This window comes from Moorena sp. SIO3E8 (assembly GCF_010692445.1).
Classification (GTDB): domain Bacteria; phylum Cyanobacteriota; class Cyanobacteriia; order Cyanobacteriales; family Coleofasciculaceae; genus Moorena; species Moorena bouillonii.
Window position 1 is genome coordinate 1 of sequence record NZ_JAAHHM010000063.1, and the last position, 20256, is coordinate 20256.

At 45.2% G+C, this 20256-nt stretch carries 12 protein-coding genes and 1 pseudogene; 8 read left to right on the forward strand and 5 right to left on the reverse strand.

Translation table 11 applies throughout. From position 1 onward, the window contains the following. Positions 1–919 (reverse strand): annotated as a pseudogene (locus tag F6K46_RS23250) (RNA-guided endonuclease TnpB family protein); the annotation flags it as partial. A 452-nt stretch (positions 920–1371) separates the two neighbouring features. Between F6K46_RS23250 and xseA the strand changes: the two are divergent. Then, the gene (gene xseA / locus F6K46_RS23255) at positions 1372–2607 is read left to right on the forward strand and encodes an exodeoxyribonuclease VII large subunit (protein ID WP_293063285.1); all 1236 of its coding nucleotides are present in this window, start codon (positions 1372–1374) and stop codon (positions 2605–2607) included. A gap of 17 nt (positions 2608–2624) precedes the next feature. Here the strand turns inward: xseA and F6K46_RS23260 are convergent, their stop codons facing one another. The 3 genes from F6K46_RS23260 to F6K46_RS23270 form a co-directional block, all read right to left on the reverse strand. Next, a complete protein-coding gene (locus F6K46_RS23260) occupies positions 2625–3905 on the reverse strand; it encodes an aspartate aminotransferase family protein (protein WP_293063287.1) in 1281 nt (426 codons plus the stop codon). A 73-nt stretch (positions 3906–3978) separates the two neighbouring features. Next, positions 3979–4626 (reverse strand): response regulator transcription factor, encoded by a 648-nt coding sequence (locus F6K46_RS23265; protein WP_070393620.1) that lies wholly within the window; start codon positions 4624–4626, stop codon positions 3979–3981. A gap of 291 nt (positions 4627–4917) precedes the next feature. Next, on the reverse strand, positions 4918–5409 hold the full coding sequence (locus F6K46_RS23270; protein ID WP_293063290.1) for a ferredoxin: 492 nt from the start codon (positions 5407–5409) through the stop codon (positions 4918–4920). A 370-nt stretch (positions 5410–5779) separates the two neighbouring features. On the opposite strand from F6K46_RS23270, the gene groES reads away from it, so the two are divergent. From groES to F6K46_RS23290, 4 genes are all read left to right on the forward strand, one after another. Next, positions 5780–6091 (forward strand): co-chaperone GroES, encoded by a 312-nt coding sequence (gene groES / locus F6K46_RS23275; protein WP_008180318.1) that lies wholly within the window; start codon positions 5780–5782, stop codon positions 6089–6091. Between the two features lie 112 nt (positions 6092–6203). Further along, positions 6204–7835: a chaperonin GroEL gene (gene groL, locus F6K46_RS23280; protein ID WP_293063292.1), complete on the forward strand. Its 1632-nt coding sequence runs from the start codon at positions 6204–6206 to the stop codon at positions 7833–7835. Positions 7836–8086: 251 nt separating this feature from the next. Then, entirely contained in the window at positions 8087–9055 is a 969-nt protein-coding gene (locus tag F6K46_RS23285; protein WP_293063294.1) for a DnaJ domain-containing protein, read from the forward strand. Next, positions 9055–10305, forward strand: coding sequence for an ATP phosphoribosyltransferase regulatory subunit (locus F6K46_RS23290; RefSeq protein ID WP_075900665.1), 1251 nt, complete (start codon positions 9055–9057; stop codon positions 10303–10305). Before F6K46_RS23285 ends, F6K46_RS23290 begins: the two co-directional genes overlap by 1 nt. A gap of 399 nt (positions 10306–10704) precedes the next feature. On the opposite strand, the gene pdhA is transcribed toward F6K46_RS23290, so the two are convergent. Next, positions 10705–11733: a pyruvate dehydrogenase (acetyl-transferring) E1 component subunit alpha gene (gene pdhA, locus F6K46_RS23295; RefSeq protein ID WP_075900663.1), complete on the reverse strand. Its 1029-nt coding sequence runs from the start codon at positions 11731–11733 to the stop codon at positions 10705–10707. Positions 11734–12130: 397 nt separating this feature from the next. On the opposite strand from pdhA, the gene F6K46_RS23300 reads away from it, so the two are divergent. The 3 genes from F6K46_RS23300 (at position 12131) to F6K46_RS23310 (ending at position 19910) form a co-directional block, all read left to right on the forward strand. Next, positions 12131–14518: an IMS domain-containing protein gene (locus tag F6K46_RS23300; protein ID WP_293063297.1), complete on the forward strand. Its 2388-nt coding sequence runs from the start codon at positions 12131–12133 to the stop codon at positions 14516–14518. Positions 14519–15370: 852 nt separating this feature from the next. After that, complete coding sequence (locus F6K46_RS23305) at positions 15371–16552, forward strand: DUF4912 domain-containing protein (RefSeq protein ID WP_293063299.1); 1182 nt, start codon at positions 15371–15373, stop codon at positions 16550–16552. A gap of 1489 nt (positions 16553–18041) precedes the next feature. Next, positions 18042–19910, forward strand: a complete 1869-nt coding sequence (locus F6K46_RS23310) for a ShlB/FhaC/HecB family hemolysin secretion/activation protein (RefSeq protein WP_293063301.1) — start codon at positions 18042–18044, stop codon at positions 19908–19910. Positions 19911–20256 lie beyond the last annotated feature (346 nt).

The window sequence follows — 20256 nt, forward strand, 5'->3', positions numbered from 1 at the left end:
ATCCGCAAAAACCAGTTGGCAGCCGTACCACTCCGACTTATATTCGACCTGGCGACGAATTTCATAAAGAGCGGCATCGGCTATAGCACCTGCGTGCTTTGTGGTTTTTCAACAGACCGGAAACATTCAAATTTTCTAACCCAATGACTGCGTGGTTCTTGCAAAGCCAAGAGGTTAATTTATGGATTGCATCTTTCCGGATGTTAGCGATGCGTTGATGAACTTTCGCTAATTTCAGCTGAGTCTTATTTCTGTTGTTAGAACCTATCTGTCTTCTAGATAGTTCTCTTTGAAGTCGGGCTAGTTTATTTTGAGCTTGCTTGTATGCTCTGGGATTATGAAATACAGTCCCATCCGAACAGGTAGCTAAAACTTTAACTCCCACATCAACACCCAGATATTCTCTAGACTTTGGGGTAGATTCCGACTCAAATTCGTAGGCTACAGAGATATACCAAGAATTAGCTACTCGACTGATTGTGACTCGCTTAGTCTGGATTTCGGGTAGAGGTTCATAGGTGCTAACCCATCCAATAAAGGGGAGTTTTAATCGAGTTCCTGAAAACTCGATCACCTTCCCACAGTTATCCAGGGTAAAGCTATCATTTCTACCTTTTTTCTTGAATTTCGGATGTTGAGCCGTACCTTTGAAAAAGCGATTGAATGCTTCTCCTAAGTGCATGAAGACGAATTGATAAACCCTAGAACTTAAGGTAGCTTGCCAGGGATATTGAGGCTTCACATGATTGGTGTAGAACTTTTTAAGCTTGTTAGCGGAAGGTTTTAAACCGGCTTGATAAGCTTCGTTCCATATATTTAAAGCCCAATTCCAAACCCATCTTGAATAGCCGGCGTGTTGAGCCATCAAGGTTTTTTGTCTGTTATTCAGTTTTAATTGGGTCTTGAAGGCTCTTTGCATAAGTCTGGCACACTATTGGTTTAAGCTACTTAGTCCCCGAACTACAGTTAACAACATACTTATAGTATCGCGTTGTACCGCGAATTTTTAACTAAGTTACTCCTCTCTGCAAAACTGCTTGGTTAAGCTGGGTAGGAATGCTGAGGAGGATCAGTACTTGGGTAAAGTATAGTACAAAAGTACTTATTTGTAAAGAAATTATCTGAAAGGAACTAGTGAAATTTTCTGATAGCTTCGCTTTCCGTTCTCCGTAGGAGACGCGGGGCGCGAACGGGCGCGCACCTGTTGCTATGGGTATGAATCTTGGCATGGGCTACCCACTAGGAAATACTTTTGTTCAGGATTTAACTAAAATTGATTATATAGAATCAGCAAAAGCCTTGATCAGTCACTAGGAAACAATCAAGAGCATGATATGAAAAATTATTAATTTATTAACGATTACCGATACAATGAACTCATCTACAATCAATTCCCTATTCTCAGAAGCAATTGTGTCGGTTGCTGGGTTAACCGACTATATCCAAGAGTTGTTAGAGGAAGATAACCAACTCCATAGAGTTTGGGTGATTGGAGAAGTTTCTAGTAGCAACCACCATCCAAAAGGGATGTTTTTTACCCTCCAAGACCCAGATGCCAAGGCTACTATACAGTGTGTAGCCTGGAGGAGCCAGTTAAGCAAGCTGGTGCAGCTACCAGCAGTAGGAGAACAGTTGATTATTTTGGGCAGCCTCCGAGTTTATCCTCAGCGGGGACAGTATCAGCTGAATGTCTGGCAAGCCTTACCGGCGGGTGAGGGGTTGCAAGCCTTGCGCTCACGCCAATTACGCCAACGATTTGAAGCCGAAGGATTATTTGACCCACAACGAAAGCGCCCCCTGCCGATTCATCCTGAAACTATTGCTGTGGTTACCTCTCCCCAAGCGGCTGCTTGGGGAGATATTAAACGTACACTACAGCAACGGTATCCTGGTTTACGAGTCTTGTTTTCACCGGCTCAGGTTCAGGGGGAACTTGCGATCGCATCAATAGTTAACGCTATTGATCGAGTCGAGCGGGATGGCAGAGCCAAACTACTGATATTAGCTCGGGGGGGTGGAGCATCAGAGGATTTAGCTTGTTTCAATGATGAACGGGTGGTGCGAGCAATTGCTCAATGCTCAATACCGGTGATCACCGGTATTGGTCATCAACGGGATGAATCTTTAGCTGACTTAGTAGCTGATCACAGTGCTCACACCCCGACAGCAGCAGCGGAAAAAGCTGTACCAGAACTGATCACCCTTTATGCTGAACATCAACAGCGGCGGACGACCCTTTATCAAGCGGTGACTCAAATCACAGAGGCATCTTGCCATAAACTGCACCATCTACGAACACGATTGCGACACCTAGCTCTAGACCAACAACTACACCAGGAACAAAATGCGATTGAATTCCAGCATCAGCGATTGTTACAAGTGACATCAAAGCGTCTGAGCCAAGGGTACCAGCACTATCAACTTCTCAGGGAAAAGCTCAATAGCCTTGACCCTCAAAAAGTCCTACAACGAGGCTATGCACTAGTGCGCACCGCAGGGGGAACTATTGCTTCGTCTACAGAGAATTTGGCTTCTGGAGAAGAACTACAAATTCAGTTAGGTGAGGGTCAAGTTAACGTCAAGATTATCGAGATTGTTGATACTTGACGGTTGAGGGTTGACGGTTAAGCTAAAGCTTGTAAGGCTTGCTCTACGATAAGAGCCGCTTGGTCAACTTCCTCGGCTGAGACAATTAGGGGTGGAACAAAGCGAACTACCTTTGGTCCTGCTGGTACCAACAACAAACCCCGTTCCATCACAGCTTTAACTACATCGATTGAAGTTAGATCAATATTTGATTTCAGTTCAAGCCCATTAATTAAACCCCAGCCTCGCACTTCTTCAATCACTTCGGGATATTTATCAGCGATCGCTGAGAGTCTGGTGCGCAGCTGTTCACCCCGCACCTGAACATTTTGCAAAATATTCTCCTGTTCCAAGGTTTTTCCTACAGATAGGGCAACTGCACAGACAAAGGGATTACCACCAAAGGTGCTAGCGTGCTCTCCCGGTTGGAAGATATCACAGAATTTCTTAGACATCATCGCTCCAATGGGAATGCCACCAGCCAATCCCTTAGCACTGGTGAAGATATCTGGCTCTATTCCCAGATTCTGATAGCCCCAGTATTTACCAGTGCGACCCATACCCACCTGAACTTCATCTAGAATCAGTAGGATGCCAGTTTCATTACAGATCTTTCTAACTTGCTGGAAGTAGTCTAGGTCTCCTGGGCGAACACCCCCTTCTCCCTGCAATGGTTCGAGCATCACTGCTGCTACCCGCCGATTTCCCTCATCAATATCTGCGATCGCATTTTCCAATGCCTGAATATCGTTATAGGGTACGTACTCGAACCCAGGTACCAAAGGGTCAAAGTTTTTTTGGTACTTAGGCTGACCAGTAGCCGTGATTGTTGCTAAGGTTCGCCCATGGAAACTAGAGTTAGCAGTCAAAATCACTGGCTGTTCAATATCGAGCACAGTGTGGCCATATTTCCGTGCCAGTTTGATAGCAGCTTCATTAGCCTCCGCTCCCGAGTTACAGAAAAATACTCGTTCTGCACAAGAATGGTCAATGAGCCACTTCGCTAATGCCCCTTGCTCTGGAATGTAGTAGAGATTGGAAACATGGTTTAGCTTTTGGATTTGCTTAATTACCGTTTCTACCACAACTGGGTGAGCATGACCTAAGGTACAGGTAGCAATCCCTGCCACAAAGTCAAGATAGTCTCGCCCAGAAGTATCCCAGACATGGCAACCGGCACCCCACTCTAAGGCAATAGGAAAGCGTCCATAGGTTTTCATGACCCTAGCATCGAATGCAGTTAGGTCATAAGGTGCCCCCCCAGCCGGAGCTGACTCTGCCGGTGGCGAGGGATTGTTAACAATAGTTTCTGGGCTCACGAGCTTAGTCCTTGTGTGATTAGTGAATGGTCAAGGTTGGCTTTCTAGGATTTACCAATCAGCGTACGGAGCGTTATGCCATACTATTTTCAATTGCCCAACGAGCTAATTCAGTACGGTTATGGAGACCAGTTTTCCCTAGCATGTTCGATACATGACTTTCTATGGTACGCTGAGAAACATTCAGTTTCTCAGCTATTTCCCGATTTGCCATACCTCTTGCCACAAACTGGACAACCTTTAGCTCAGTAGGAGTCAACTCAACATCGTAAGGAACCTTAATTTTGGGTGTGCTGTCTGGGCCAGAACCTGAATGAAGGATTAGACGAGAAGCTTGCTTGAGGGAGGATTCCACCTGTGCTACCAGTTCTTCTGGCTCAAAAGGCTTCACCATATAAACATCCGCACCCTTATTGAGTCCCTTTACTCGATCTTGGCTTTGACCCTTGGCTGAGAGAAATAGTATGGGAATCCAGCTGGTGCGAGAATCATCTCTGACCTTTTCTACCAGGGTATAGCCGTCCATCTCTGGCATCATTACGTCACAGATAATCATATCAGGAATATCCTGCTCTAAAATGTCCAGAGCTTCTTTTCCATGTTCAGCAGTAATCACTTGGTATCCCCGAAACTCGAGGTAGTCCTTGACTAGTAATATCAGGTTGGGGTCATCATCAATCAGCAGCAGTTTTTTTTGCTCTCTTACAGCATTGTCCTTCATAACTGTAACGTTTGTTATAATTTGCTTGCTTAATTTTCGTAAATAGTGGTAGTACCTCTTGCCTTTTCTAATGCTTGGAAGTTACCAAGCTGCTATAACTCTCCAACCAATAATCCTACCTCACCATAATTAGGGTTGGTAGGGTTCATACGGAACTTAAACTTTGCCCCCGGAACCCTAGACTGGCCAAGTCAGTAGATTTTAGAACCCGTTGTGTCGCAAAGGTGGGGTTCATGACCACGCTAGATGTTAACCTGGTTGGGGTTGCGGACGATCTGCTTCCATTGCCTGTTAGTCTGAAACAGATGTTGGAATAGTTTCTGGCAAAGGATGAACTAAAAAAGCATAGTCCTCTAAAACTTGGTTGCCAATAATATGCTCTTGAATAATCCGTTCAATCACCTCAGGAGTAGCACTGTGATACCAAACACCGTCTGGGTAAACTACCATCACAGGACCAGAGGTACAGACTCGCAGACAATTAGCCTTGGTGCGAAAAATGCAACTTGCTTGAACATCCTTGGGCTGGTCTAGTTTTAGTTCTTTAAGGCGTTTTTTGAGATATTCCCAGGATTCAAGGCTAATTTCTTTTGAGCAGCATTTGGGTTTAGTTTGATCAGCACACAGGAAAATGTGACGCTGAATTTGATTAAGTCCTAAGCTCTTTATGTTAGCAGCTAGGGGACTTTGCTCTGATACTTCGAAAGTCGAAGTGTCAGAAATTTCCGAATTATCAGAATTAGATGCTTGGGTAGCTGAGGGCTCAGTTTTGTCTGCTGGCATGAGTTTTAGGGCTTTTGTGTGAGGATGAGTGGAAAGGGCGAGAGTAAGAATATATTTGTTATATCTATTTGCTTGTTTTAGTTATCAGTGATCAGCAGTCCATTGGTTGCAGTTATGTTTTTTTCAGCAATTCCTGGGACTAAGGTCAAGCCTTCAATGAAACAGGTACAAGCTACAGCATACTCATAGGCATACACAGAGAATAACTCAAAGCTATATCATCCGTGCATTCGCCATCTGTTAACCTGCTATGAGTTCGGGAACCCGTACAGAGGTATTTATTGCCATCTCCTGCTGATTTTGAGTAAATTAGCACTCAGGAGCTGAGAGTGCTAAATCGGCTCAGATGAAGTAGAGAGGAAAAACTGATATGGCAGCTGTAACTCTGAGTGTTTCCACCGTTAAGCCCTTAGGGGATCGAGTTTTTGTTAAGGTAAGCGCCGCTGAAGAAAAAACTGCTGGCGGTATCCTACTACCGGATAACGCTAAGGAAAAGCCTCAAGTTGGGGAAATTGTAGCCACCGGACCTGGCAAGCGCAACGATGATGGTTCTCACGCTGCTCTCGAAGTCAAAGTAGGGGACAAGGTACTTTACTCAAAGTACGCTGGTACCGATATTAAGCTAGGCAACGAAGAGTACGTTTTGTTGTCAGAGAAAGACATCTTGGCAGTCGTCAGCTAACACCTTGAAGGTGAGTAAACAGCAAACAAGTTGAACCCTTAAATTTTAAACCTTTCACCTTCAACCTTTCACGTTCAACCTTAATAACCCTTAGGAACTGAATTCAAAACCTATGGCTAAGCGCATTATTTACAACGAAAATGCTCGTCGCGCCCTAGAAAAGGGAATGGACACTCTGACTGAAGCTGTAGCTGTCACCCTTGGACCAAAAGGTCGCAACGTAGTGTTAGAGAAGAAGTTTGGTGCTCCTCAAATTGTTAATGACGGTGTCACCATTGCTAAAGAGATTGAACTGGAAGACCACATTGAAAACACTGGTGTTTCTCTGATTCGGCAAGCAGCTTCAAAAACCAATGATGCTGCTGGTGATGGGACTACAACCGCTACGGTACTAGCTCATGCTGTGGTCAAAGAAGGCTTGCGCAACGTTGCTGCGGGTGCTAACCCGATCGCCCTGAAGCGGGGTATTGATAAAGCTACTGCGTTTCTGGTGGACAAGATTGCTGAACATGCTCGTCCAGTAGAAGACTCTAAAGCCGTTGCCCAAGTTGGTTCTATTTCTGCGGGTAACGATGAGACCGTTGGTCAGATGATTGCTGACGCAATGGACAAAGTGGGCAAAGAGGGCGTGATTTCCCTTGAAGAAGGGAAGTCTATGACCACTGAACTAGAAATTACTGAAGGGATGCGCTTTGACAAAGGCTATATCTCTCCCTACTTTGCTACTGACACTGAGCGGATGGAAGCAGTTCTAGAAGAACCTCACCTCCTGCTCACTGACAAGAAAATTACCCTGGTACAAGATCTGGTGCCAGTACTTGAGCAAGTGGCTCGTTCTGGCAAGCCGTTGCTGATTATTGCTGAGGACATTGAGAAAGAAGCCCTGGCAACCTTGGTGGTCAACCGCCTACGGGGTGTTTTGAATGTGGCAGCTGTCAAGGCTCCTGGCTTTGGGGATCGCCGTAAGGCTATGCTGGAGGACATTGCTACTCTAACTGGTGCACAAGTAATCACTGAAGATGCAGGTCTAAAGCTTGACAACGCCAAGCTGGAAATGCTTGGTAAATCCCGTCGTGTGACCATAACTAAGGACAACACTACTATCGTTGCTGAAGGTAACGAAAATGCAGTGAAGGCTCGTTGTGAGCAAATCCGCCGTCAGATGGACGAAACGGATTCTTCCTACGACAAAGAAAAACTGCAAGAGCGGTTAGCTAAGCTGGCTGGTGGTGTCGCAGTGATTAAAGTGGGTGCTGCGACAGAAACGGAAATGAAAGACCGCAAGCTGCGTTTGGAAGATGCCATCAACGCTACTAAGGCAGCTGTGGAAGAAGGTATTGTCCCTGGTGGTGGCACAACTCTAGCTCACCTGACTCCTGAGCTAGAAACTTGGGCAAACGAGAACCTTAAGGCTGAAGAACTTACCGGTGCTATGATTGTTTCTCGTGCCTTGTCTTCACCTCTGAAGCGAATTGCCCAGAACGCTGGTCAGAATGGTGCGGTGATCGCTGAGCGAGTTAAAGAAAAAGAATTTAACGTTGGCTACAATGCTTCCAATGGTGAGTTTGTAGATATGTTTGAAGCTGGTATCGTTGACCCAGCTAAGGTAACTCGTTCTGCTCTCCAAAATGCCGCTTCCATCGCAGGTATGGTGTTGACCACTGAGTGTATTGTGGTAGACAAGCCTGAGCCTAAGGACAATGCTCCTGCTGGTGCTGGTATGGGTGGAGATTTTGATTACTAAAGCCTACGGAATTAATTAAAGTACTCTAATTGGACTATAGGTGCGCTCTTACCATTAAGAATTAAATTCCCGTGGCCGTGCGCGCCTTTCGGCAAAGCCAACGCGGGGCGCGAACGGTCGCGCACCTATAGCTAATTACAGCTGCTTCTTCAACGAAGCAGCTGCTTTTTATTACCCAAACAAACTAAGATTATCTAATCTAAGAGATACTAGAAACGAGCCTTGCAGCAGTTGAGATGGAACAGTTGCCTATGTCTTTGAAAATTGAATACGGACTCTTCAAGCTTGATTTCACTGACTACCACGCAGTTTTAGGAATTCCAGTTGATGCGGATGTTAAGGCAGTCCGTCAACGCTACCTTCAAATTGCTAGACGTTTGCATCCCGACAGTTGCAAAGCCAGTACTGAAGCGGAAAAAAAACAAGCAAATCTGCTGTTAACACGGCTGGTTAATCCCGCTTATGAACAGCTCTCTAGAGGTCATCGTGACTATGCTGCTAGTCTAAGCCACTTGAGTAAGCGGTTAGGGGCTCAAGGAGATAAGATTTCCCTGGCTAGCGCAACGGCTAAGCAATTATTACAAGCAGGGGCAAATTTAGATAATCTTTACAAAACCTCAGTTGACCACCTAGCATCAGAGCAATACCAAGCCCTTGACCAAGCCTTGGCAAAAATTGCCGAAATCAGTGAACTTAACCTAGTTTATTTGATGTGTAAAAGTGGTAAGGGCGAAACGGTAAAAACTTCTGTGTCAACCCCTGTGAAAACTCAAGGAACTGGTGTGACCCAGCCAAATAGTCAGACTAGTACCGCTGGCACATCACAGGGAGGGTCGGTTGGGCCTAAGGGAGTATCACGAGTGGATAGCTATATCCGCCGTGCTGAAGGATATTTGGTGAAAAACAATTTTGCTGCGGCAGTTCTGGAGTTGCGAGAAGCTCTGAAGTTGGACCAAAACAATAGCGACTGCCATAGTTTATTGGGAATTGCTTATTTGAAGCAAAATAAGGGGACAATGGCTAAAGTACACATTAATAAGGCGTTGCAATTGAACCCTCAGAACGAAAAAGCATTGAAGGCGAAACAGATTCTCAATGAATTAACCCCCAAAAGTGGCGGTAGCCAACCAAAAGTTTCGCCTGAAGCAGCTAAAGGGAAACCTTCCAATAAATCTGGTGGTGGCTTATTTGGTGGTTTATTTGGTGGAAAGAAAAAGTAATGATTCATCAACCACCCCCAGGGGCAAGGGATTTACTCCCCCTAGAAGTTACCCAAAAACGCTGGATTGCTAACCACTTACAGCAAGTATTTCACCGCTGGAGTTATCACCGGATTATCACATCAACCCTAGAATGGTTGGATACCCTGATGGCAGGAGGAGCTGTTGAACGTTCCACGGTCATCCAGTTGCACGATGCTGAGGAAGGAACGCTGGGGCTGCGTCCAGAATTAACGGCATCCATAGCCAGAGCAATGGTCACTCGTATTGCTGGCAGTAATAGTGAAGCCTGCCTATCCTTACCCCAGCGACTCTATTACAATGCCAATGTATTTCGACGACCAAGTATAGGTCACCACGGACGTCAACTAGAGTTTTACCAGTCGGGGGTAGAATTATTGGGAGTTGGTGGGCTCTTGGCAGATGGGGAAATTTTGCTGTTGCTAGCCGATTGTCTTAATAATTTAGGGTTACAGCAGTGGCACCTGATTTTGGGAGAAGCTCGGCTAACGCGATCGCTTTTGTCTCCCTTCCCCAAACCTATGCAAACAAAGGTTCGTCAAGCTATTGCCTATCTTGACCGGGTTAGCCTAGAAACCTTACCCCTCTCTCCAGAATTGCGAGAGCGGGCATTGTTTCTCTTTGACCTGAGGGGAGACCCTGCTGATGTTTTGCAAAAGGTTGCTAGCTTGGATTTAGACTCATCAGAACACGAGATTGTGACCAATCTCAAATCCCTGGTGGAACTTTTAAATAGTAGTTCCCCTAGCCCCTTACCGATCGTTCTTGACCTGACATTAGTACAAACCTTTGACTATTACACTGGTATTGTCTTTGAAGTAGTCAGTAGTAGCGAGGGCTCTAGCCGAGTTTTAGGTCAGGGAGGGCGGTACGATCAATTGCTGAGTGTATATCATCCTCAAGGAGAAAACTACCCTGGAGTTGGTTTTTGCCTCAACCTAGAAGACCTTCATTATGTCTTACTGTCCAGTAATCAACTACCCAGCCGAACACCAGCTAGTGATTGGTTAGTAGTGCCAGAATTGCCCGAAGCTGAGGCAATCGCTCTTACCTATGCCCAAAAACTTAGAGATTCTGAGCATTTGGTCAGGGTAGAAATGGATTTAGGGGGACGCTCACCAGCACAAATTAGAGAATACGCCCTGGGTCACGGTATCACCTACATTGCCTGGGTACCAGCCGATGGCACTCCTAGGATTGAGACCGTAAGTGACATACTCCCACACTGAATCCTTCGCTTAGCCTGGCCTTTGGCCAAGATTACAGTGTGGGCTTCTTACCAACTCCGGCCATCGCTTAGGATACTCGGTAAGCTTTATTAACGATACGGTCAGAAGTTACCGCAAGAAGAGTGGAGCCTTTATGGTTAGCAGGCTATGCATAACAGGGTTAAAACTTTATGATTAAGGCTCCACTCTTCTAAGGTTTCCTCTCCGGGATGCCCCTCCGCACCGGAACAATACAAAAAAGTTCAATTTTGACTTAGTAGGTGGCGGTTAGCTCTTAATTTGTCTTCCCTACTATTTTCATTATAGCATTTTTCAACCTATGCAAGACAGTTCCTGTCCGCGATTCATCTCACAACGAACATGCGCTCGCCATGAGTGTGAGATGAATCGCGGATTAAGCTAATCTTCAGCAAAAACATAGCGATATAGTTCACTAGGGTCAGGTTCAGGACTGGATTGGGCAAACTCAACTGCATCATTAATCACTTCCTGGATTTTGCTCTCAATGGCTTTGAGTTCTTCGGGAGTAGCTAGATTATTGTCTGTCAGGTAACTTGCCATCTTTTTAATGGGATCGCGAGTTAACCAGAATTCCTTCTCTTCTTTGGAGCGGAGTTCATCAGGATCAGCCAGAGAGTGACCTCGGAAGCGGTAGGTCAGGGCTTCAATCAGGGTTGGGCCTTCTCCTGCACGAGCCCGAGCGATCGCTTCTTGGGCAACAGTTCTGACAGCCATTACATCCATGCCATCAACTTCTACTCCAGCCATGCCGAATACACTGGCTTTTTTATAAATTTCTGGCTGGGATGTTGCCCGTTCATGAGCCATCCCAATTGCCCACTTGTTGTTTTCCACGACATAGATAACGGGCAGTTTCCAAAGGGCTGCCATATTCAAACATTCAAAGAACTGACCATTATTGCAAGCTCCATCACCGAAAAAGCAAGCGGTGACTTGATCAGCACTCTCATCCCCCAAGGCTTCGCGACGGTATTTACTTTGGAAAGCACTACCCGTGGCAACGGGAATCCCCTCAGCTACAAAGGCATAGCCTCCTAGGAGATTATGTTCTTGTGAGAACATATGCATTGAACCACCGCGTCCCTTGCTGCAGCCTGTTGCTTTGCCAAATAACTCTGCCATCACTTCCCGTGCTGGCACTCCTGCACTTAAGGCATGGACGTGGTCACGATAGGTGCTACTAACAAAGTCTTCACCATTACGCAACGCCTTGATGACTCCTGTTGACACTGCCTCTTGACCGTTGTAGAGGTGGACAAAACCAAACATTTTGCCCCGATAGTACATTTCAGCACATTTGTCCTCAAACAAGCGCCCGAGCATCATATCCTCGTAAAGGAGTAATCCTTCTGCGCTGGTAATGGGTCTGTAATCCTCTACTTTAGGTAAAGTTCTTTCCTGAGCCATTAATTTGTCCTATACTTGTCCCAACACTATACTGGCATTTAGCCAAACTACTTGTTTAGCCAATTTAAGCAAAGCTATTATAAAGTTTCACTCAAGCCTACAGGATTTATCTTCCAGAATTTATCTTATAGGTCAAGCCTAGAGGTAATAGTTAGGTCAAGTTGACTTGACTTAAAATCACACTACTCCTTTAGTGTTTTAGTTTAATTAAAGTTAATTAAAGAAGATGATCCACCCTAATTGCTAGAATTAATAGTGTTTAGGGACTCGACAAAACCGGTTAGCTGCGATACTGTGTCTTTTAAAGTGACAGATAAATAGCTATAGCCAGTTTAGGGAGTACGATATGGGCTATCATCAACTCATTCAGTTGCTCGAAAAGCTGGGGAAGTGAACCGTGCGCATTCCGCTCGATTACTACCGCATATTAGGATTGCCGATTCAGGCTACAGCCCAACAGCTCAGCCAAGCCTATCGTGATCGTACCTTACAACTACCGCGCCGAGAATATTCGGAAGCAGCAATAGCCTCTCGTAAAACTCTCCTTGAAAAAGCCTACGGGGTTTTGAGTGACCCCGAAACAAGAGAGGAGTATGATGCTGGCTTGATTGCCAAAGCTTATCAACTCCAAGAGCAACACCCATCAGTGGCGGGTGCTCCTGATACTAATCAAACAGTAACAGGTGAAACCGTCGAAGCTCACACTCCCACGATTGAAATTGATAACGACCAATTACTCGGAAGCTTACTGATTCTTCAAGAACTTGGGGAATACGAACTGATTATAAAACTGGCGCAACCGTTACTGGAAAAAGGTAACAGCGTTGGATTAAGTCAGGGGAAATTGGGGGATCCCCAACTTGTTCGACCCGACGTAGTTTTGACCTTAGCTATAGCCTGCTTAGAGCTAGGTCGAGAGGAATGGCAGCAAGGGGAGTATGAAAACGCAGCTATGTCCCTAGAAACTGGACAACAATTACTCCTACAAGAAGGCTTATTTCCGAGTGTTCGAGGGGAAATCCAGGCAGACCTCTATAAACTTCGCCCTTATCGGATTTTAGAATTATTAGCCCTGCCAGAAGAAAAAGCCATTGAGCGTCGCAAAGGCTTGCGGTTGCTCCAAGAAATGTTACAGGAGCGCCGAGGGATTGATGGCACTGGTAATGACCAATCTGGTTTAGGGATTGATGACTTTCTTCGCTTTATCCAACAGTTACGAGGCTATCTTACCTCCAACCAACAGCAAACCTTATTTGAAGCTGAAGCACGACGTCCTTCAGCTGTTGCTACATACCTAGCTGTTTACGCATTACTAGCAAGGGGATTTGCCCACAGAGAACCGGCTTTGATTGCTCGTGCCAAGAAAATGCTGATGCGTTTGGGGAAGCGGCAGGATGTTCACTTAGAACAAGGGGTGTGTGCTCTGCTTCTGGGCCAAACGGAAGAAGCCAGTCGTGCCTTGGAACTGAGCCAGGAATACGAAGCCCTAGCTTTCATTCGGGAACATTCTCAAAATTCCCCAGACTTATTGCCAGGATTATGCCTGTACGGAGAGCGTTGGCTACAAGAATCGGTATTTCCCCACTTCCGGGATCTGGCCAATCAGAAGGTTTCTTTGAAGCAATACTTTGCTGATGAGCAAGTACAAGCCTATCTAGAAAATTTACCAGATTCATCTGAGCAAACTAGCAATCAGTGGACGGTTGTACCTTCCCAAACAACCACCTATGCAACAGTAGGCTCTTCTAAAAGCATGCTGGGGCAAGATAGACTAAGCAATGGCCAAGGCTCACAGACAACTGCAGAACCAGTAACGGTGGGATCAAGGTGGCCAAGTGCGGCGTTGGCAAACGGTGTTAGTCAAAACGGGGTCAATAGCGATCGCTTAACCACTAATGGGGTATCAAGTTTGCCTACAGGTCAAGGGATATCCCACTCATCAAATGGCTCAGAACCACAAACCTCTCAGGACTTAGAGTCAAACACAACAGGCTTGCGGAGTCATGGACGGCGTCGTAGGCGTCAGTCCTTAGGTAGCTTTCTGGGTGGGGGCAAGTCAGGCAAAACCCTGGATAGTCAAAATTCAACCACCTCAGTTGGGTGGTCTAGAGGCGCTCCTTTGGTCAAAGATTCCTCAAGTCAGCGGAGCAGTCTGAATCATTCATCCCCTGATCGTCTTGAACATTCACCAGAGCGATTCAAACCAGGGGCTAAACTAAGACGTCTGATTTTCCTGAGTCTTTTAGGTTTGCTAGGACTGGGCATCCTGCTGATTTTGCTCAATAAAGCTCTTAAAAGTTTTTCAAAACCACCCTTAGAGGGAGAACAACTTTTTGTGCAGCTTGACCAACCTCCAGTCCCAATTCCTCCTAGCGGCAGTGGGCTCATTGCTCCGAGTGGTCCTCTAAATCAAGAAACGGCTCAGCAAGTCATCGAAACCTGGCTAAACACTAAGAAAGTTGCCTTTGGACCAAAACATGAGGTAGGGCAACTTAATAAAATCTTAGCTGAGCCAGCTCTGTCTGTCTGGCTCAAAAGTGCTAAAGCGGCTAAAACCAATAACTCTTACCGGATCTACAAGCACAGCGTCAAAATTAACTCAGTTGAGACTAACACATCCAATCCTAATCAAGCTGTGATAGATGCTGCGGTCAAGGAGCAAGCAAAGGTATATCAAGATGGTATGCTGAGTCCGGCAGCTTCGAGTAATGATAACTTAAGAGTCAAGTATGACTTAGTACGCCAAGGGGGTCAGTGGTTAATTAAAGGTTGGATGGTAAGATAACTACAAACATATCTGACCAGTCAATTCCTGTCGAAAAGAAAAGGGAAAACTAATGATTATTCCTGTCGATGGTTGATGATGCGATTAGCTTTGGCTTGCCACGCTTCGCTCACCGCTGAGGAAAGTAGTCATATAGTGTTGCTTATCATCAATCCTGAGAGATAAATGATTAATAAGGAATTTCAATGATAAGTAGATCAGAGTTTTATCCTTCTTGGCTACAGATCATTTATGGTAGCTAAGTTGATAATATTGATGACTGAAGTCCTAAGTTGTGAGGAGTGATGTCACAGTTTCATGACATTTTGAGTCCCACTTTTCTGACAAATGCGTGAATTTACCAGAAATCGGCTGATTTCACCCTTGACCTGACCAAAAAATTTCTTGTTATATATAGTTGCTCAGAGGATTCCATAAAAATGTGGCTTTGTTAGTATTTAACCAAATTATCGATGGCTGACTTTACCATATTGTAGGTAGAAAAAATAACTGAAGTTTCGAATAAGCAGTAGACGGGTAATTTCCCTCAAGGCGCACGCCTCCTAGGCCGCGAGCAATCCCTCGCGGCCTAGGGTAGCGCCTTTAAAATCTGGGAATCAAGAAGGATAAAAACTTTAGTCAGGTCTGACTTTAGGTAAGTTTCATAGCAACTAAAACTTGTTTTAATTAGGTGCGCTTGACCCTTAGGTGCGCTCTTACCATTAAGAATTAAATTCTCCACGGGTCTCACCTTAAGAATTAAATTCGCTCTTTGTGCGCGCCTCCTAGGCCAGGGAACCCGAGCACGGGTCACACCTCAAGATTGACATCAGTAATCTATCAGCCAACCTAACAACGTATAGAAAATAAATCATGGCAAAAGAAGGAACTCCCCTAGAAGAAATGACTTTACGGCAATTACGTAGAGTTGCGAGTGAATATAGTATATCTCGATACAGCAGAATGCGTAAAGCACGCTTATTGGCGGAAATTAAAGCAATAGAACGTCACAAAAGGTCTACCACTCCATCGCCGATAATTGAGGCACAAGCAAAGGACGAATCAAGCCAGTTTGAATTAGCTCAAGAAGAGCCGACTAGTGATAGTCTAGTTTCTGTTGATGAGGGATTAGCAGAGCTACCAGAAGGTTATGGTGAAAGCCGGATTGTCCTAATGCCTCGTGATCCACATTGGTCTTATGCTTATTGGGAGATTCCGAATGAACATAAAAAAGAACTGCGCTCTCAGGGAGGTCAACAACTCGCTCTAAGGCTCTATGATGTTACTGCAATCAAACTGGATGATCAAAGTCCCCATAGTATCCAAGAATATCCGTGTGATGAGCTAGCGCGAGAATGGTATCTACCCATGCCAGTTAGCGATCGCGACTATGTAGTTGAGATTGGTTATCGCTGTGAAGATGGTCAATGGCTAGTTCTGGCCCGTTCAGCACCTATCCATGCCCCCCCAGCCTATCCCTCTAAATGGATGGAAGACCAATTCATCACGGTCAACTGGAATGATAATTTACAGGGTAAGACTGTCCTAAAACTTCTGCCACCTAGCCAAACAGCTAATGGGAGTAGCTCGGAAATGCCTAATCCCCCTATCTATGGCGAAATCTTTGGCATAACTCAATCTGGGGAATCTCAGGCAGTAGCTGGTTCTGTTTATAGTTCTATGCAGCAAGTTCCAAGGTCAGCAATAACTTCCAATGCTTTCCCTTCGGGTATTGGTAAGTGGGTTTCTCCAAACATGTCGGGAGCTGGTTTGAGGGATTATGCTCCCACTGCTCCTTCTCCGGAATTGTTGTTACTGGCAGATGCGGAGCTAATTATCCATGGTACCACTGATCCTGATGCTTCCGTTACTATTGATGGACTTCCGGTCAAGATTAACCCAGACGGTACCTTCCGCTTCCAGATGTCTTTGCAGGATGCTCTGATTGACTACCCAATCATGGCAGTGTCAGCGGATGGCAAGCAAACTCGCTCAATTAATATGAAGTTCATCCGCGAGACGCCATCATGTCATACTGATATGGTGTTCAATTGAACACAATGATTGAGTGCAGTCCCCACCCATAATTTTCAATGATATTTTATAAGTTGGGTGGGGTAAGTCAAATCAGCTTTTGCATCGCGAAGCGTCAGCTTCTATGGTAGGATCCCATTGGTATGGCAAAGACTATTGGGCTGTCGTTGCACTACCAAGTCCTGCCATCATCCAAGTCCTGCCATGTTTGTGATGTTCATTGCTTGTTTCTGAGCGGCTTTTCGAGGGCAAAAATTAGGCGCTCAAGCAATTCCCAATAAGGCGATCAGGATGATTGAACTGCTTTGTTACCATAACAAGTGCGGAAGAGCAGTAAATTAAGGCAGACGATTATTATAAATAAATATGCTATAACTATTGGATTTTATAGTCGTCAAGATAAATTGTATCTTTTGATACAATTTATCTAATAGTTTGTATAGGTATATACTAACTATTGCTATATAGTTCAAGAACTAGCATTTGCCTATAATTGCCTATAATAAGGTGAGAATTCACACTTCATACTTCTAAAGAGTTCCCCCGACACTAGCCAAGGGATTTTTTTGCCAAGAGTTAATAGGTGTGCTTGACCCATTAAGAATTGAATTCGCTATAGGTGCGACCCTTTAGGCAAAGCCCGACGCTGAGTGCGAACGGGCGCGCACCTGTTAAATACACAAAGGTTATACTGACAGCGGAAAACCCACCACAGGGTCAGACAGGGTAGAGATTTTGATTATGGGTAAGTGAAGTACCCCAACCTGCTTGACCTTTGGTCACGCGGGGCGCGTTCGCGCTCGGTTGGGGCTTCCCATTCTCAGTTCAATCAGGGACGGTTTTATTCGTCTTTCGGGCTTTGCCCGACGCTACGCGAACGAGGTTTCCCGCGCGCGTCCCCGATGCCTCAACCAGAGGCGCGACCCTAGGCCGGGTTCCCCGGCCTAGGAGGCGCGCGCCTGCTCGTCTTGGTCTTACTCAGCGTCCACAGGCAGACATCCGCCTTCTATCGACGCATATTTTGGCGACAGACTTACCTTGGAATTACAGCGATAGCTGACCAGCTGGGGCAAGTCTCTTCCCGGAGACGAAACCTTAGTAGAGGGTCGCCTTTATGGTTGGTCGGCTATGCATAAAAGGGTTAAAACTGTTTGATTAAGGCGACCCTCTACTTACGGTAACTTCAAACCCTGAACTCTGAAGCGTACTTTTACACCTTGAAGGTAGCCTTTTAGTCAGTCAGGAGGGTCATCGACCACTTTTATTTTAGCACGAATCGCGCTCTAGTTGTCGTCTCCCTATCCATCCCCACCGTGAAAGACGGTGGGGATGGATAGGGAGTTTTGTTAAACGAATTTGATATAAGCTATAACTGCGAGAGACGATGGTGATAGTTTTTTGGAATTTTTGAACTAATCAGGGTTAGGCTTTTTAGTGGCGTTTACGTTTGAACCATTCGTTGTCACCCAAAATCCCTAGATATCCCCACCTAAGGAGAATAAAAAACCCGATGCGCTCGAAGATCGGATTGCTTTGGCATCAGATGTTAATTCAAATTGTGCTTATTAAGTATTTCTTAAATAAATTAATATCAAATAAATTTACACCGTTGTATTTAATAATTGCCTGTAGCACTTGTAATGATGCCCTAGCAGTAACCCTAACCTCTTTGCCAAGCAATCATAGATCTCTAAGCACAAGTAACCTTCTGGTTAACCAGCAGGAGAAGAAAATCGCTCAGGAGTCAGGACAATTGGTTGATGAAAATTATCAAAATCAGATAGGTGAACTATTAGCGCCCATAGGATCAGATTCAGAAGAACCAGTTCTACTAGATAATAAACCCAATACACCTGCTCAACTAACTGTTTTTGATTCTCAAACTATTCAAGTTGATAAAATTGAAGTCATTGGCAGCACTATCTTTTCACCAGAGCAGTTTAAGCAGATCATACAACCTTATCAAGGACGCTCCCTGACTATTGAGCAACTAAGAGAAGTCGCGGATGCTATTACTACGGTTTACCTCAAGCAAGGCTATATTAACACTAGAGCAATTCTGGCCGAGCAAACCATTGACATTAACAAGGGCATTGTTACAATTCGTGTCCTAGAAGGGGGTATAGAAAAGATCGAAGTTGAAGGAACACGCCGCCTCAATGCCAACTATATCCGCAGCCGTGTCCAGTTAGGTACTGGAACACCATTCAATACTACTGATTTGGAAAACCAATTACGATTGTTACGGCTTGACCCAAAGTTGGAAAGTATAGAAGCCAGCCTGCGCAAAGGAACAAAAGTAGGACAGAGCATTCTGATTGTTCGTGTTGTGGAAGCTAATCCGTTCGAAGGCAGTGTATGGGTTGATAACTACTCACCTCCTAGTATTGGTTCTGAACGAATGAGCTTTAATCTTCGGCATCTCAACCTAACTGGCAATGGGGATGAAATTTCTTTCACTTATCGCCGTTCGACCACTGGGGGGTCTAATATTTTTGATATTGGCTATCGCTTTCCCCTCAATCCCCGAAATGGTACCTTAGAACTGCGAACAGTGATCGACCGTAATCGGGTGACTCAAGCACCATTCAATGTTTTTGATATTGAGGGAGAATCTGAGCTATATGAAATTCGATTTCGTCAGCCGTTGTACCGTACACCTCGGGAAGAATTTGCTCTGTCTCTAGGATTCAGCTACAGAGATGGTCAGACTTTTTTGGGTGATGAGCCTCTTGGGTTTGGCTTTGGTCCAGATCAAGATGGCTCGACTACCCTGAGCGTGATTAAGTTTGAACAAGAGTATCTACGTCGGGATTTGGAGGGAACTTGGTTTTTGCGATCGCTTTTGAGTCTCGGAACTGGCTGGTTTGATGCCACTATCAACCCCGATCCTATACCTGATGGGCGCTTTTTTCGCTGGGTAGGTCAAGTACAGCGGTTGCAGATTCTCTCAGAGGATAATTTCTTAATTATGGGAACCGAAGTTCAGCTTACCCCCAATAGCCTATTGCCTCCCCAACAATTTTTGCTTGGGGGTGGTCAATCCCTGAGGGGCTACCGTCAAAATATCAGAGCAGGGGACAATGGAGTAAGATTCTCTATTGAAGACCGTATCACTTTACATCGAGACGTAGACGATGACCCCGCATTACAACTAATTCCGTTTTTCGACATGGGTTATGTCTGGAATAACCCTGACAATCCTAATACGTTACCGTCACAACGCTTTTTAGCGGGTATTGGCTTAGGGCTAATTGTGCAGCCAGTGACAGGGCTTAATCTGCGACTTGACTATGGCATTCCTCTGGTTGAATTGGATGATCGCAGTAACAATGCCCAGGATGAGGGCTTCTACTTCAATGTTCGCTATCAATATTAATCAATATAGCAATTATCTTTCCTCATGAGGTACAAATTTCTGGGTTTTAGGGAACAGGGGACAGGGAACAGGGAACAGGGAACAGGGAACAGGGAACAGGGAGCTTCGGAGCTGCTAATAGGTAATAATAAGAAAAATTTATGTACCTCATAGGTATGATAAACCCTAGATTAAATTATTTCAACTCTGACGATTACCGTCAATGGTCAACCGTTGAGCTTCAACAGTAAATAAAACCTGATCAAATACGGACTAAATTACTAGGATTAGCGCCAACTGCCTATCTGTAGAATACAGACTTTGAACAACAGATCTTCACTTGCTGCATCTGGTGCTATTTTGTTGC

Bases quoted from the DNA above. Each gene is read 5' to 3' on its own strand.
- xseA (WP_293063285.1), top strand. From the start codon at position 1,372: ATGAACTCATCTACAATCAATTCCCTATTCTCAGAAGCAATTGTGTCG.
- F6K46_RS23265 (WP_070393620.1), bottom strand. From the start codon at position 4,626: ATGAAGGACAATGCTGTAAGAGAGCAAAAAAAACTGCTGCTGATTGAT.
- F6K46_RS23270 (WP_293063290.1), bottom strand. From the start codon at position 5,409: ATGCCAGCAGACAAAACTGAGCCCTCAGCTACCCAAGCATCTAATTCT.
- groES (WP_008180318.1), top strand. From the start codon at position 5,780: ATGGCAGCTGTAACTCTGAGTGTTTCCACCGTTAAGCCCTTAGGGGAT.
- groL (WP_293063292.1), top strand. From the start codon at position 6,204: ATGGCTAAGCGCATTATTTACAACGAAAATGCTCGTCGCGCCCTAGAA.
- F6K46_RS23285 (WP_293063294.1), top strand. From the start codon at position 8,087: ATGTCTTTGAAAATTGAATACGGACTCTTCAAGCTTGATTTCACTGAC.
- F6K46_RS23290 (WP_075900665.1), top strand. From the start codon at position 9,055: ATGATTCATCAACCACCCCCAGGGGCAAGGGATTTACTCCCCCTAGAA.
- pdhA (WP_075900663.1), bottom strand. From the start codon at position 11,733: ATGGCTCAGGAAAGAACTTTACCTAAAGTAGAGGATTACAGACCCATT.
- F6K46_RS23305 (WP_293063299.1), top strand. From the start codon at position 15,371: ATGGCAAAAGAAGGAACTCCCCTAGAAGAAATGACTTTACGGCAATTA.
- F6K46_RS23310 (WP_293063301.1), top strand. From the start codon at position 18,042: ATGCGCTCGAAGATCGGATTGCTTTGGCATCAGATGTTAATTCAAATT.